The organism is Flavobacterium sp. (genome assembly GCF_050696275.1).
GTDB lineage: Bacteria > Bacteroidota > Bacteroidia > Flavobacteriales > Flavobacteriaceae > Flavobacterium.
Genome location: NZ_JBOGUT010000009.1, coordinates 1 through 14,379, shown reverse-complemented (window position 1 = coordinate 14,379; position 14,379 = coordinate 1). Strand labels below are relative to the sequence as shown.

The 14,379-nt window shown below is 35.8% G+C and carries 14 protein-coding genes; 10 read left to right on the top strand and 4 right to left on the bottom strand.

Going from position 1 to position 14,379, the window contains the following annotated elements:
• Positions 1–88 precede the first annotated feature (88 nt).
• On the top strand, positions 89–2,872 hold the full coding sequence (locus tag ACRDEC_RS06570; protein WP_431497538.1) for a GH92 family glycosyl hydrolase: 2,784 nt from the start codon (positions 89–91) through the stop codon (positions 2,870–2,872).
• Between the two features lie 2 nt (positions 2,873–2,874).
• Positions 2,875–3,639 carry an amidohydrolase gene (locus ACRDEC_RS06565; protein WP_431497537.1) on the top strand — a complete coding sequence of 255 codons (765 nt, stop codon included), beginning with the start codon at positions 2,875–2,877 and terminating at the stop codon, positions 3,637–3,639.
• Here ACRDEC_RS06565 and ACRDEC_RS06560 read toward each other — a convergent pair whose 3' ends face one another.
• Both ACRDEC_RS06560 and ACRDEC_RS06555 read right to left on the bottom strand, forming a co-directional pair.
• Complete coding sequence (locus ACRDEC_RS06560; RefSeq protein WP_431497536.1) at positions 3,640–5,238, bottom strand: Ig-like domain-containing protein; 1,599 nt, start codon at positions 5,236–5,238, stop codon at positions 3,640–3,642.
• Positions 5,239–5,322: 84 nt separating this feature from the next.
• Positions 5,323–6,006, bottom strand: a complete 684-nt coding sequence (locus ACRDEC_RS06555; protein WP_431497535.1) for a ComF family protein — start codon at positions 6,004–6,006, stop codon at positions 5,323–5,325.
• A gap of 96 nt (positions 6,007–6,102) precedes the next feature.
• On the opposite strand from ACRDEC_RS06555, the gene ACRDEC_RS06550 reads away from it, so the two are divergent.
• Both ACRDEC_RS06550 and ACRDEC_RS06545 read left to right on the top strand, forming a co-directional pair.
• Positions 6,103–6,954: a hypothetical protein gene (locus ACRDEC_RS06550; protein ID WP_431497534.1), complete on the top strand. Its 852-nt coding sequence runs from the start codon at positions 6,103–6,105 to the stop codon at positions 6,952–6,954.
• Between the two features lie 60 nt (positions 6,955–7,014).
• Positions 7,015–8,556: a glycine--tRNA ligase gene (locus ACRDEC_RS06545; RefSeq protein WP_431497533.1), complete on the top strand. Its 1,542-nt coding sequence runs from the start codon at positions 7,015–7,017 to the stop codon at positions 8,554–8,556.
• A gap of 58 nt (positions 8,557–8,614) precedes the next feature.
• Here ACRDEC_RS06545 and ACRDEC_RS06540 read toward each other — a convergent pair whose 3' ends face one another.
• Positions 8,615–9,205, bottom strand: a complete 591-nt coding sequence (locus ACRDEC_RS06540) for a riboflavin synthase (RefSeq protein ID WP_431497532.1) — start codon at positions 9,203–9,205, stop codon at positions 8,615–8,617.
• Between the two features lie 57 nt (positions 9,206–9,262).
• Between ACRDEC_RS06540 and pdxA the strand changes: the two genes are divergently transcribed.
• The 6 genes from pdxA (at position 9,263) to accC (ending at position 14,243) form a co-directional block, all read left to right on the top strand.
• A complete protein-coding gene (gene pdxA, locus ACRDEC_RS06535) occupies positions 9,263–10,312 on the top strand; it encodes a 4-hydroxythreonine-4-phosphate dehydrogenase PdxA (protein ID WP_431497531.1) in 1,050 nt (349 codons plus the stop codon).
• 84 nt (positions 10,313–10,396) lie between these two features.
• Entirely contained in the window at positions 10,397–10,933 is a 537-nt protein-coding gene (locus ACRDEC_RS06530; RefSeq protein ID WP_431497530.1) for a YceD family protein, read from the top strand.
• Positions 10,934–10,942: 9 nt separating this feature from the next.
• A complete protein-coding gene (gene rpmF, locus ACRDEC_RS06525) occupies positions 10,943–11,137 on the top strand; it encodes a 50S ribosomal protein L32 (protein ID WP_431497529.1) in 195 nt (64 codons plus the stop codon).
• Between the two features lie 161 nt (positions 11,138–11,298).
• Positions 11,299–12,294: a beta-ketoacyl-ACP synthase III gene (locus tag ACRDEC_RS06520; protein WP_431497528.1), complete on the top strand. Its 996-nt coding sequence runs from the start codon at positions 11,299–11,301 to the stop codon at positions 12,292–12,294.
• 25 nt (positions 12,295–12,319) lie between these two features.
• The gene (gene accB / locus ACRDEC_RS06515) at positions 12,320–12,799 is read left to right on the top strand and encodes an acetyl-CoA carboxylase biotin carboxyl carrier protein (protein ID WP_431497527.1); all 480 of its coding nucleotides are present in this window, start codon (positions 12,320–12,322) and stop codon (positions 12,797–12,799) included.
• Positions 12,800–12,893: 94 nt separating this feature from the next.
• On the top strand, positions 12,894–14,243 hold the full coding sequence (gene accC / locus ACRDEC_RS06510) for an acetyl-CoA carboxylase biotin carboxylase subunit (RefSeq protein WP_431497526.1): 1,350 nt from the start codon (positions 12,894–12,896) through the stop codon (positions 14,241–14,243).
• A gap of 55 nt (positions 14,244–14,298) precedes the next feature.
• Here accC and ACRDEC_RS06505 read toward each other — a convergent pair.
• On the bottom strand, positions 14,299–14,379 hold an 81-nt coding region (locus ACRDEC_RS06505; RefSeq protein WP_431497621.1), incomplete at its 5' end, for an IS3 family transposase.

Sequence of the window (14,379 nt, the reverse complement as noted above, 5' to 3'; positions counted from 1 at the left end):
TACCACACTGCTTAAATTATATAAAAACGCATTCATTAATTTGAATGCGTTTTTTTTATCTTTGGTTTCAGCTAACTAAACAACAACAATGAAAACCAATTTATCTTTATTGCTACTCTTTTTTACTTCAATACTATTTAGTCAAAATTACAGCCAATATGTTAATCCAATGATTGGAACGGGCGGTCACGGGCACACTTATCCCGGAGCCACAGTTCCATTCGGAATGGTGCAATTGTCTCCTGACACTCGGATTGATGGCAGTTGGGACGGCTGTTCCGGTTATCATCATGACGATAAAATCATTTATGGTTTTTCACACACCCATCTAAACGGAACTGGTTGCACAGATTATGGAGATATTATGCTGATGCCAACTATGGGAGAACCAACATTTAATCCGACGGAATGTAGTTCTGCATTTTCCCATGCCAACGAAAAAACTTCAGCTGGATTTTATGCTGTAAAGCTGGATAAACATAATATTGATGTTGCTTTAACTGCTTCAACACGAGTTGGATTTCATCAATATACTTTCAACAAAGAAGGTTCGGCAAATATCATTTTGGATTTAAATCACAGAGATAAATTGTTGTACGGTGAAATTAAAATCATCAATGACAAAACTATCGAAATACTAAGAAGAAGCGAGGCTTGGGCCAAAGATCAATATGTTTATGCCCGAATCGAGTTCAATGTTCCGATGAAAATGACACATGTAAAAGCAAATGGAGAGAAAAACAAGGCATTGTACTCAGGGACCGAATTGAAGATGAACTTTTCCAAAGCAGTTAAAAAAGGAGAAAAAATCCTGGTAAAAGTTTCGCTTTCGCCAACGGGTTATGATGGGGCCAAATTAAATATGTCTGAAATTAAAGATTGGGATTTCAATAAAACAAAGAAAAATGCGGAAAAGCTTTGGAATGAAGAATTGTCAAAAATCGAAGTTACTTCAGCCGAAAAAGACAAGTTGACTATTTTTTACACGGCTTTGTATCACACAATGTCACAACCGAATATCGCGCAGGATATCGACGGAAAATACCGTGGAAGAGACAATAAAATCCATCAGGCGGAAGGGTTTGATTATTATTCGGTTTTCTCGCTTTGGGATACGTTTCGCGGAGCACATCCATTATATACTTTAATTGAAAAGAAACGCACTGCCGATTTTATCAATACCTTCCTAAAGCAATACGAACAAGGCGGAAGACTGCCGGTTTGGGAATTGGCTTCTAATGAAACTGATTGTATGATTGGGTACCATTCGGTTTCCGTAATGGCGGATGCTATGGTCAAAGGAATCAAGGGTTTCGATTACGAAAAAGCCTTTGAAGCGGCAAAACACAGTGCCATGCTGGATCATTTAGGATTGGAAGCGTACAAAAAAAATGGTTTCATTGCCATGGATGACGAACACGAAAGTGTCTCCAAAACAGTAGAATATGCTTATGACGACTGGTGTATTGCCCAAATGGCGATGCTACTTGACAAACAGGAAGATTTCCAATATTTTATGAAACGCTCGCAAAGCTGGAAGAATATTTTCGATTGGAACACCAAGTTTATGCGCCCGAAGAAAAACGGAGGCTGGGACAAACCTTTTGATGCCAGAGAAGTCAATAATAATTTTACCGAAGGAAATTCATGGCAATACTCGTTTTTTGTGCCTCAGGATATTTCAGGCATGATTGAAGCCTATGGCGGTAACGAAAAATTCGAAGCCAAATTAGACGAAATGTTCAACAGCGAATCCAAAACCACAGGAAGGGAACAAGCCGATGTAACCGGTCTGATCGGGCAATATGCGCATGGTAACGAACCGAGCCATCACATGACATATCTTTATAATTTTGTAAACAAACCGGAAAAAACACAGCAAAAAGTAAAATTCATTTTAGATAATTTCTATAAAAATGAACCGGACGGATTAATTGGAAATGAAGATTGCGGGCAAATGAGTGCGTGGTATGTGCTCAGTTCTATGGGGATTTATGCGGTCACGCCTGGAGAAGGCTCTTGGTCAGTTACGAAACCCTATTTTAATAAAATGAAAGTGAATTTTGAAAATAAAAAAACAGAAGAAATTACCATTGAAAATTATTTAACGAAGTCTCTTTTTTTTGATTTAGGAAATGTAAAGCATAAGCATACCGAAATATATCCAAAACTTATTCCTGTGCCAGTAATTCAAGCAGAAAAAAAAGCGTTTAAAGATAAAATGACGGTTGCAATTGCTTCAAATAACGGCGAAAAAATATATTATTCCTTTACAAATAAAGATGATTTTCAGGAGTATAAAAACCCTTTTGAAATTTATGAATCGGCGGCTGTTTTTTCATACAGTGTAGATAAGTTTAGAAAGAAAAGCAACACGATTTCTGCCTCTTTCTTCAAAAAACCAAACAATTATACGATTGATATTAAATCGAAATACAATCCGCAATACCATGCCGGAGGTGCTGAAGGTCTGATTGACGGTATCTTTGGTTCCGAAAACTGGCGTAAAGGTGATTGGCAAGGATATCAGTCACAGGATTTTGAATGTGTTATCGATTTGCAAAAGGAGCAAAAAATTTCCCAACTGTCCGCTAATTTCCTTCAGGACAGCCGTGCCTGGATTTTAATGCCTTCTAAAGTGGAATTTTATGCTTCGCCGGACAATGTCAATTTTACTTTGGTAAAAACAATAGAAAATAATCTGGACCCGAAAGAAACCGAAACCAGGATTGTTGATTTTAAAGCAACAATCCCTCCAACTTCTGCCAGATACATTAAGGTAAAATCCTATAATTTTGGCAAATTACCTGAATGGCATCAGGGAGTCGGTGGAGACGCGTATATATTTATTGATGAAATTACAATTAAATAAACATGAAAATAGTCTTAATTCAATCGCCATTAGTTTGGGAAAATCCAGCAGCGAACCGAAATTATTTTGAAGGAAAGATCAATGAAATTGCTTCAACGGCAGATGTAATCGTATTGCCCGAAATGTTTGCTACAGGGTTTACCATGAATCCGGTTCCGGTTGCCGAAACGATGCAGGGAGAAACGGTTTCCTGGATGGTAACTTTGGCGAAAGCCAATAATTGTGCTGTTACAGGGAGTTTGGTTATTACAGAAGAGGCTAATTTTTATAACAGATTGTTTTTTGTTCTTCCTTCCGGCGAAATTCGGACGTATGACAAAAGGCACCTATTCTCTTTAGCTGGCGAAGATAAAGTGTATACTTCGGGCGCGGAAAAAATAATAATCGAATACAAAGGATTTAAAATTTGTCCGCTGATTTGTTACGATTTGCGTTTTCCGGTTTTCTCCAGAAACGTAGAAGACTATGATGTGTTGATTTATGTAGCTAATTGGCCCAAACCGCGAGTGAATGCATGGGATTCCCTGCTCAAAGCACGTGCTATTGAAAACTTATGTTATACTATAGGTGTAAACAGAATAGGGACAGATAGCAATAACCTGGAATACAACGGGCACACACAAGCGATTGATTTTCTTGGAAACTTTCTGTTAGAACCACAGGAAAAAGAAGGTGTTTTTGTTGTTGAAATTGACAAACAAACCATGCTGGAAACAAGAGCAAAGCTCAATTTTCTAAACGACAAAGATGCTTTTCAACTGTTGTAATTACCTGCTTAAATCAACATCCTGATTGACATCCCAATTGGCTCTGACGTCAATTTCCGAAGGGTAATGAATTACTTCTTCCGGCTGTCGTTTTTCAAGATAATTTCCAGAGTCGCGTTTTTTGTTTTTGTTTTCATCGTAAATAATCCGCATGGAATATTTTTGAGGTTCCAATAATGAAAATTCAACTGTAGAAACATCTGAATAAGCTGATTTTAAGACTTTTCCCTTAACATCTGTTAATTCGACTATGATTGGGTATGATTTTACATTTTGTAAATTCAATTTCAAATTCCCGTATTCAGCTGCATTTTTGATAGAAAAGCTAAAAGACAAACTGTCGTTTTTTTGGCCAAGGTAATCTTCAATAGCATTTGGAAGCAATGAAAAAGTATATTTTTCATCAGGATCTTTGGTAAACAAAATTTCCAGATTCTGATTGAATTCATCGTAATTGGTTTTGAATGCCACTTTGGAAGAATCTTTTTTAATCAGATTCATTTTTGACAGGTCAAACTTCTCTAAAGGTGTTGCAGTTATAATAGCAAAATTCTCATCCAGTTTAAGAACTCCGGTTTGTTTTGCGGAAAGACGTAAAGTGTCCTGTTTTTGATTTCCTATTTTGACATTAAACGCTTTTTTGTACTTTTCTTTTTGAACTGTAAGCTGCAATGAATCATTTTTGATGGATTTAAACCAAACCTGAACAGAATCTTTGCCGGCATATTTTGTCACTATTGTTTTTATTGGGTTGTTTCGATGTGTTGCCTCTATTTTTATATCTTTTGCATCTCCTTCATAGCCTGCGATTATTCTGTTTCCAGAAGCTTGTGTGGGTTTTTTGGAGTCGAATTTCGGGTCTTCCTTAAATAATTCCAATTCAAATATGGCTTTGTCCGGAACGGTAATCGTTTGGTTGTAGAAACCGATTTTATCTCTTTTCGGATCAAATTTATAATTGTCTGATTTTTCTTTTAAGGCTATCAATCGGTATTGACCAGCTTTGACGTTTTCTATCTTAAAAGTTTTTAAACTGTCTAAAGTATTGGTGATATATCTTGGAGTTTGTTTGTAAATAATCGAATCATTAAAATTGGAATCAACTTCATAAAGCATCACATTGACGAACGGCTCAGCTTCTTTTTCGTACGAATCTTTGATGGTTCCTTCAATAGAAAGAGAGTCTACAAAGGCTCCGGTAGAAAATACGTATTTTAATTGTTTGAGGACATTTCCTTCGTTGTTGTCAATAATGCTTTGGCCGAAATTAAAACTGTAAGTCGTATTAGGCTGTAATGTGTCGTTGATTTTTATGGTTAAAGTTTTGCTCGCCGTTCCCTGCGGTAACACAGTAATTGGCTTTTTCATTGGCGGAGAAACAATCAGATTTTTTTGAAGGTCTTTAATTTTGATGTATTCATCAAAAGTGATCTTAATTGTGTTTTTATCAAAATTTGTTGAAAAATTCTTAGGAGAACTCGACATGATTTTTGGAGGAGCAATATCTTTGTCGCCACCAGTTATTGTGCCTCTTTTAGCACAGCCGACAGCTAACAGCAGTAAGCAAAAAACAAAGCCGTATGTTTCGATTTTTCTCATGAATATCAGTTTAATCGCTGCAAAATAACAACTATATTTAGTGGAAACGAAATCTTTTTTAATTGTTTAGCTTTTACAATAAAATTAGGATTGCGACATAGCCATGGTTACAATGCTCAATCTTGCTCCAGGAATTTGTAAAAGTGCTTTTCCGCAAGCTTCAAGTGTTGCACCGGTTGTAAGAACGTCATCAATCAGTAAAAAGTGCTTGTTGTGATGGATTTCAGAAAATTGAATTCCAAAAGTGTTTTCAGATACTGTATTCCGATTGATTAAATTCTTTTTGGATTGTGTCGCTGCATACTCGTTTCGAATCAGGACAAAAGGATCGTATTTTTTATCTAATCCGCTTGAAATGGCTTTGCTGAAGGCGCTTACCTGATTATAGCCCCGTTCTTTTAATCTTTTTTTGTGCAATGGGACAGGAATAATATAATCGATGGTTTTTAGTGTTTCGTTCGATTTTAAATCCTCAACATACCAATTGCCTAATAATGTCCCAATTTCCTGATGATTTTTGTACTTTAAATTATGAATCAACTGCTGAACAATTCCTTTTTTATGGTAGTAAAGCATCGCTGATGAATGTTCGATTGGAATTCGCCCGTAAAATTTCTTAAATCCTTCGTTTTCAGAGTTAATTAAGTGGTTTGTTAAGGGTAAATGATGTCTGCAGGCAATACAAATTGCCTTTTCATTTTCCAAAAGTATTTCCGAACAACCGGAACAAATTTCAGGAAAAAATAATTTTATCAGGTTTTTTAGCATTTCATCGATTTTATTTTTGAGGAATCATATAAAAATATAAATTTATGAAAATTAAAATTTACTCCAAAAAGAATGACCTTAAGAACATCATTAAAAATGATAAAACTTTCCGCTATTGTGTTTGCATCAGTGGGGGTTGTTTTTGCGTCAAAATATTACCAGAGTAAAAATCAGTTTAAAAAGCTGAAAGAAGAAATTCAATTAGAAAAAATAACCCATTCAAACGAATTAAACGAAATTTTAACCCGTTATGATGCTTCACTGGATAAGAATAAGGAATTAGTGAAGTTACAGAAGGCGACTGCTGTTAATAAAGAGGATGCAAAGCCGGAAATTTCAAAACAGCCTTTACTTCCGAAAGTAAAGCCCGAAATGAAAATAAAGCCGGAAGTTAAACAAGACGCCCGTTCGAATAGTAAAGTAGATTCATTAAAAAATGAATTAAAAGAACAATCTGCCCAAAACAGAGTGCTTGTAAACCAGCTAGGAGAATTGTCGATTAAGTACAAAGAGCTGAAAAAGCAGAATGACAATAATGAAAATGCGCTTGCGGTTTCAAAAAATCTTACTGCGATTAATGTTTATGCCAACGGTATTAAAATTGTGTCGAATAACATTATCGAAACGAAACGATTCAGTGCGATAGAGCAAATAAAAGTCTGTTTCACTCTTCTTGAAAACAAAGCGGCCGTAAAAGGCAATAAAGATATTTATATTCAAATCGTAAATCCTGACAACAAAGTAGTTTCCAAAAACGGTGATTTTGTTGAAGAAGCATCCAGATTACTTCGTTATAGTGCCAAAACTAATATTTATTATGATAACGAAGAGTTGGATGTATGTGTTTTTGTTGATCCAAACAAAAATGACATTCAAAAAGGAGATTACGAAATAAATATATTTTCGGGCATAAATTTAATAGGAAGTACTGTTTTTTCTTTAAAGTAATCCTTTTTTTGCTTTTTTTCTTCTAAAATTTTCATTCACTTTTCCTATTTTTGCACCACTATGGCAAAACAAGAAGATTTATTTAAGAATGTAGTTTCGCATGCGAAAGAATATGGTTTTATTTTTCAGTCAAGCGAAATTTACGACGGATTGAGCGCAGTATATGATTATGCTCAAAACGGAGTGGAATTGAAAAAGAATATTAGAGATTATTGGTGGAAATCAATGGTACAGATGCACGAAAACATCGTAGGAATCGACGCTGCGATTTTTATGCATCCAACTACTTGGAAAGCATCCGGCCATGTCGATGCATTCAATGATCCGTTGATTGATAATAAAGATTCCAAAAAAAGATACAGGGCGGATGTTTTGGTGGAAGATTATGCTGAAAAAATCCATCAGAAAGCTAAAAAAGAAATAGAAAAAGCCAAAGAGCGTTTTGGTAATGCTTTTAATGAGCAGGAATTTATCACGACCAATACACGTGTTGTTGAATACCTTGCAAAAGAAAAAGAGATTCGCGAAAGATTAGGCCGTTCGTTAGGTTCCGGTGATTTGGAAGATGTAAAAGCATTAATCGAGGAGTTAGAAATCGCTGATCCGGAAACCGGTTCCAGAAACTGGACTGAAGTACGTCAGTTTAACCTAATGTTCGGTACAAAAATTGGTGCTTCTGCAGATACTGCATTGGATTTATACCTGCGTCCTGAAACAGCTCAGGGGATTTTTGTGAATTTTCTAAACGTACAAAAATCCGGACGTATGAAGATTCCTTTTGGAATTGCTCAAACAGGAAAAGCTTTCCGTAACGAAATCGTAGCGCGTCAGTTTATCTTCCGTATGCGTGAATTCGAACAAATGGAAATGCAGTTTTTTGTAAAGCCGGGCGAAGAGATGAAGTACTATGATTACTGGAAAACAACCCGTTTAAACTGGCATTTATCCCTTGGTTTAGGAAAAGAAAATTACCGTTTTCACGATCACGAAAAATTAGCACACTACGCCAATGCTGCGGCAGATATTGAATTTAACTTTCCATTCGGATTTAAAGAATTGGAAGGAATTCACTCTCGTACCGATTTTGATTTGAAAGCACATGAAGAACATTCAGGTAAAAAAATGCAATATTTTGATACTGAAGAAAATAAAAATTACACTCCTTATGTTGTGGAAACTTCTGTAGGTTTAGATCGTATGTTTCTGGCAGTTTTCTCTAATTCATTAAAAGAAGAAACTTTGGAAGATGGTTCTACGAGAACAGTTTTACAGTTGCCTTCGGTTTTGGCTCCAACAAAAGCAGCTGTTTTACCATTAGTGAAAAAAGATGGGTTGCCAGATGTAGCTAAAGAAATTATTGAAGAACTGAAATGGGATTTCAATGTAGCGTACGATGAAAAAGATGCTGTAGGTCGTCGTTATAGAAGACAAGACGCTTTAGGGACGCCATTCTGTATCACGGTTGACCATCAGACTTTGGAAGATCAGACTGTCACAATACGTCACAGAGATTCGATGAAACAAGATAGAGTAAAGATTACAGAATTGCGAGGAATCATCAATAATGAGGTTTCGATGAGAAACTGGCTGATGAAGATGTAACTGAATTAACTCAATAAAAAAAATCCCAAATACAATTCGTGTTTGGGATTTTTTTATGTTACAAATGCAAGTTGTGCAATCGGGCTACATATTTTCCAATCACATCAAACTCTAAATTAATTTTAGTGCCTATTTTGAAATTCTTAAAGTTAGTGTGTTCGTAAGTATAAGGAATTATCGCCACGCTAAATTCATTTACTTTTGAATTAACAACGGTCAAACTCACACCATTTACGGTTATAGATCCTTTTTCAACGGTGATGTTGTTTAGGCTTTTGTCATATTCGAAAGTAAAATGCCAACTTCCATTCACTTCTTCGATACTTTTACAGATTGCGGTTTGATCCACATGTCCTTGAACGATGTGCCCGTCTAATCGATCTCCCAATTTCATGGCGCGTTCCAAATTAACACTGTCATTTTCATTCCAATGGGATAAATTGGTTTTGTCTATCGTTTCTTTAATGGCTGTAACGGTATAACAATCCTGTTCAATGTGAACAACTGTTAAACAAATACCATTGTGCGAGACGCTTTGGTCAATTTTAAGTTCGTTAGTGATTTTCGATTGAACGGTAATATGAATATTTTCACCTTCTTTTTCTAAAGCTTTGATGGTGCCGAGAGTTTCTATGATTCCTGTAAACATTACTGATTTTATTTTAGTAAATTTGCATTCAAAATTAGCAATAAATCCATTGAACTGATGACAAAAAGACCAGAAAATATAATTGTAGGTATTTCTATTGGTGATTTAAACGGAATTGGGAGTGAAGTTATCCTGAAATCGTTTGAAGATACCAGAATGCTGGAATTGTGTACGCCAATTATTTTTGCTAATGTGAAAATTCTGTCTTTTTTAAAGAAAAGCCTTGATTTGAATACACAATTACACGGAATTGATAAATTAGATCAAATGGTGATTGGTAAAATCAATGTGTTGAATGTTTGGCGCGAAGGCGTCAATATAGAATACGGTAAAGTAGATGAAAATGTTGGAAAATATGCCGTAAAATCTTTTGTGGAAGCTACAAAAGCATTGAAAGAAGGTAGTATTGATGTTTTGGTAACAGCTCCAATTAATAAATCGAATGTTCAGTCGGAAGAGTTTTCTTTTCCGGGACATACGGATTATCTGGATCAGGAATTGGAAGGAAATGCGCTGATGTTTATGATTCAGGATAACCTGCGTGTAGGATTATTGACGGATCATGTGCCGCTGAGTGAGGTGGCAAATCATTTAACAGAAGAATTAATCAGAACTAAGATAAAAACCATTAAGCAGTCATTAATTCAGGATTTCGGAATCAGAAAGCCGAAAATCGCTGTTTTGGGGTTAAATCCGCATTCTGGAGATAATGGTGTGATAGGAGATGAAGAAGATAAATTAATAAAGCCCGTACTGAAAAAAATATTTGAAGAAGGAACTTTGGTTTTTGGGCCGTTTTCTGCCGATGGTTTTTTCGGAAGCCATCAATATGAGAAATACGATGCAGTAATTGCGACCTATCACGATCAGGGATTAATTCCTTTTAAAACATTGTCTTTTGGTAAAGGAGTTAATTATACTGCGGGTTTGGATAAAGTAAGAACTTCTCCGGATCACGGAACCGCGTATGAAATAGCAGGTAAAGGGCAAGCAGATCATAATTCTTTTTCGGAAGCAATTTATGCAGCAATTGATATTTTTAAGGCTAGAAATGAGCATGCTGAATTGACTGCAAGGCCTTTGAAAACAAAAGAAAAACAGTTATAAACAAAAAAATGTTTATAACGCTTTTAATTTTATAAATAATTTATATCTTTGCACTCCCGAATAAAGGGACAAATTGTTGTTAAGATGAAAGTTACAAATGAATTTTTAATCCCATTCATAGGATTAAAGCTTGGAAAACATCAGTTTGAATTTCAAATAAATAAAGCGTTCTTTGATCACTTTGAGTATGACGAATTTGAAAGCGCCGACATCAAAGTAAATATAGTATTAGAAAAGAAAAGCACTATGCTTGAATTAAAGTTTAAGCATAAAGGAACAATTCATGTGCCTTGCGATTTGACTAATGAAGATTTTGACTTGCCTGTAAAAGGAAAGCTGGATCTTATTGTTCGATTTGGTGATGTGTATAATGACGATAATGAGGAGTTGCTCATATTGCCGTTAGCAGAACATCAGATAGACGTGTCGCAATACATTTATGAAATGATTGTCTTATCTATACCGCTTAAAAAAATTCATCCGGGAATAAAAGATGGTACATTGCAAACTGATGCATTATCAAGGCTGAATGAAATTAATGTCAAAGAACCTATTGAAGTAAAAGAAGAGAACACAGACCCACGTTGGGACGAATTAAAAAAACTATTAACGGATAAATAATTTTGTAAAATGGCACATCCTAAGAGAAAGACCTCGAAAACAAGAAGAGACAAAAGAAGAACTCATTATAAAGCAACTGTTGCTCAAATCGCAACTTGTCCTATAACTGGAGAAGCACATTTATACCACAGAGCTTACTGGCATGAAGGTAAAATGTACTACAGAGGTCAAGTAGTAATTGATAAGCAAATAGCTGTTGCTTAATACATTTTTGTAAAAAGTATTTAACTCTCACCCAACTGTGAGAGTTTTTTTGTTGGGAATAACTGAAAATAAAATCCGAAGTAAATTATCTTTGTTTTAAAGATTTTTTGTAACTTCAACGTCTTTTAAAACGTATGTTTTAAACGTATTATTTGAACTTTATGAATACAATTACTGCCGCAATCACTGCCGTTGGCGCATATGTTCCAGAGTTTGTTCTTTCTAATCAGGTATTAGAAACCATGATTGATACTAACGATGAATGGATAACAACCCGGACAGGAATTAAAGAAAGAAGAATTTTAAAGGAAAAAGGAAAAGGAACCTCTTTTCTTGCGATAAAAGCTGCACAAAACTTAATCGAAAAATCAGGTATTAATCCTGCTGAGATTGATTTGATTTTATTGGCAACGGCAACGCCTGATATGCCTGTGGCATCCACTGGGGTTTTTGTAGCTTCACAAATAGGTGCTGTAAATGCATTTGCTTATGATTTGCAGGCAGCCTGTTCCAGCTTTTTGTTCGGAATGTCAACAGCAGCAGCTTATATACAATCCGGACGTTATAAAAAAGTATTGTTAATCGGTGCCGATAAAATGTCGTCGATTATTGACTATACAGACAGAGCGACCTGCATTATCTTTGGAGATGGTGCAGGTGCTGTTCTTTTTGAGCCGAACACTGAAGGCCTAGGTTTGCAAGATGAAATTTTGCGAAGCGACGGAATTGGCCGCGAATATTTGAAAATTGATGCCGGAGGTTCTATATTGCCTGCGTCAAAGGAAACTGTAGAAAACGGATTGCATACCGTATTCCAAGATGGAAAAACAGTATTTAAATACGCTGTTTCCGGAATGGCAGATGTAAGCGAAAAAATCATGGAACGCAACAACCTGACACATGATGATGTAAACTGGTTAGTGGCGCATCAGGCGAATAAAAGAATTATTGATGCAACAGCACAAAGAATGAATTTGGATGAGTCCAAAGTGTTATTGAATATTCAAAGATACGGAAATACGACGTCTGCAACATTGCCTCTTTTGTTAAGTGATTTTGAAAATCAGCTTAAGAAAGGAGATAATCTTATATTTGCATCATTTGGAGGTGGATTCACTTGGGGATCTATTTATTTAAAATGGGCATACAACAAATAATAAACTATAACTAAAACAAATCATCATGGATTTAAAAGAAATTCAAAATCTAATCAAATTTGTAGCAAACACTGGCGTTGCTGAGGTCAAGTTAGAAACAGGAGATGTTAAAATTACCATCAGAACAACGTTAGAAGGTACTACTGAAACAACTTATGTACAACAAATGCCTGCTCAAAATGTTTTGCAGCACGCAGCTCCTCAACAAATTGCTCCTGCAGCTGTTACACCAGTTGTAACACCGGCAGCAGAAGATAATTCAAAATATATCACGGTAAAATCACCAATCATCGGTACTTTCTATAGAAAACCATCTCCAGACAAGCCAATGTTTGTTGAAGTAGGAAGTTCAATTGGTAAAGGTGACGTTTTATGTGTTATTGAAGCCATGAAATTATTCAACGAGATTGAGTCTGAAGTATCAGGAAAAATCGTGAAAGTATTAGTTGATGATTCTTCTCCAGTTGAATTTGACCAACCTTTATTCTTGGTAGATCCGTCTTAATTTAGATTGTTAGATATAGGATTGCCGGATTTGCTGAAAATCTGACGGTCTGATTGTCAAAGAATCAATTGTATAATTATCTAAATTAAAAAAGATGTTCAAAAAAATACTAATAGCAAACAGGGGAGAAATTGCACTTCGTGTAATTAGAACTTGTAAAGAAATGGGAATTAAAACCGTTGCGGTTTATTCTACAGCTGATGCTGAAAGTTTACATGTAAAATTTGCTGATGAAGCCGTTTGTATCGGGCCACCGCCAAGTAATCTTTCGTACTTAAAAATGTCAAACATTATTGCTGCTGCAGAAATTACAAATGCAGATGCAATACACCCAGGATACGGGTTCTTGTCTGAAAATGCTAAATTTTCAAAAATTTGTCAAGAACACAACATTAAATTTATTGGTGCTTCACCAGAAATGATTGATAGAATGGGTGACAAAGCTTCAGCTAAATCTACCATGATTGAAGCTGGAGTTCCATGTGTGCCAGGTTCTGTAGGGATTTTAGAATCTTACGAACAAGCAGAAAAATTAGCCGCTGAATTTGGCTACCCAGTAATGCTTAAAGCAACTGCTGGTGGTGGTGGTAAAGGAATGCGTGCAGTTTGGAAACAAGAAGATTTATTAAAAGCATGGGAAGGTGCTCGTCAAGAGTCTGCTGCTGCTTTTGGTAATGATGGAATGTACCTTGAAAAACTAATCGAAGAGCCTCGTCACATTGAAATTCAAGTGGTAGGAGATTCTTACGGAAAAGCATGTCACTTGTCTGAAAGAGATTGTTCAGTACAAAGGCGTCATCAAAAATTAACGGAAGAAACACCTTCTCCATTTATGACCGATGAACTTCGTGAAAAAATGGGTCTTGCGGCTGTAAAAGCGGCGGAGTATATTAAATATGAAGGAGCTGGAACGGTTGAGTTTTTAGTAGACAAACACCGTAACTTTTATTTCATGGAAATGAATACCCGTATTCAGGTGGAACACCCTATTACGGAGCAGGTTATTGATTATGATTTGATTCGTGAGCAGATATTGGTTGCTGCTGGTGTGCCAATTTCAGGTAAAAATTATTTACCGCAGTTGCACTCTATCGAATGCCGTATCAATGCTGAAGATCCTTACAATGATTTCCGTCCTTCTCCAGGGAAGATAACGGTTTTACATTCGCCAGGAGGTCACGGAGTGCGTTTGGATACCCATGTTTATGCAGGATATACTATTCCGCCAAATTATGATTCAATGATTGCCAAGTTGATTACAACTGCGCAAACACGTGAAGAAGCGATTAGTAAAATGAAACGCGCCCTAGATGAGTTCGTGATTGAAGGAATCAAAACAACAATTCCTTTCCACAGACAATTAATGGACGAGCCGGATTATGTGGCCGGTAATTATACAACAAAATTCATGGAATCTTTTGTAATGAAAGAACCAAGAGGATAAATAAAAAATCCCAATCTGAATTAGACTGAACCCAAAAAGTTAGACAAATTTATAATTAATTTTGATAATAGTGAGCTCGATATTTTATCGGGCTCATTTTGTTTAAATTTGATTTGATTCTTTCATCATTATAATA

Coding starts and splice junctions, on each gene's coding strand:
- pdxA (WP_431497531.1), top strand. CDS start 9,263: ATGACAAAAAGACCAGAAAATATAATTGTAGGTATTTCTATTGGTGAT.
- ACRDEC_RS06545 (WP_431497533.1), top strand. CDS start 7,015: ATGGCAAAACAAGAAGATTTATTTAAGAATGTAGTTTCGCATGCGAAA.
- ACRDEC_RS06565 (WP_431497537.1), top strand. CDS start 2,875: ATGAAAATAGTCTTAATTCAATCGCCATTAGTTTGGGAAAATCCAGCA.
- ACRDEC_RS06550 (WP_431497534.1), top strand. CDS start 6,103: ATGATAAAACTTTCCGCTATTGTGTTTGCATCAGTGGGGGTTGTTTTT.
- ACRDEC_RS06530 (WP_431497530.1), top strand. CDS start 10,397: ATGAAAGTTACAAATGAATTTTTAATCCCATTCATAGGATTAAAGCTT.
- accB (WP_431497527.1), top strand. CDS start 12,320: ATGGATTTAAAAGAAATTCAAAATCTAATCAAATTTGTAGCAAACACT.
- ACRDEC_RS06520 (WP_431497528.1), top strand. CDS start 11,299: ATGAATACAATTACTGCCGCAATCACTGCCGTTGGCGCATATGTTCCA.
- ACRDEC_RS06555 (WP_431497535.1), bottom strand. CDS start 6,006: ATGCTAAAAAACCTGATAAAATTATTTTTTCCTGAAATTTGTTCCGGT.
- ACRDEC_RS06560 (WP_431497536.1), bottom strand. CDS start 5,238: ATGAGAAAAATCGAAACATACGGCTTTGTTTTTTGCTTACTGCTGTTA.
- ACRDEC_RS06570 (WP_431497538.1), top strand. CDS start 89: ATGAAAACCAATTTATCTTTATTGCTACTCTTTTTTACTTCAATACTA.
- rpmF (WP_431497529.1), top strand. CDS start 10,943: ATGGCACATCCTAAGAGAAAGACCTCGAAAACAAGAAGAGACAAAAGA.
- ACRDEC_RS06540 (WP_431497532.1), bottom strand. CDS start 9,205: ATGTTTACAGGAATCATAGAAACTCTCGGCACCATCAAAGCTTTAGAA.
- accC (WP_431497526.1), top strand. CDS start 12,894: ATGTTCAAAAAAATACTAATAGCAAACAGGGGAGAAATTGCACTTCGT.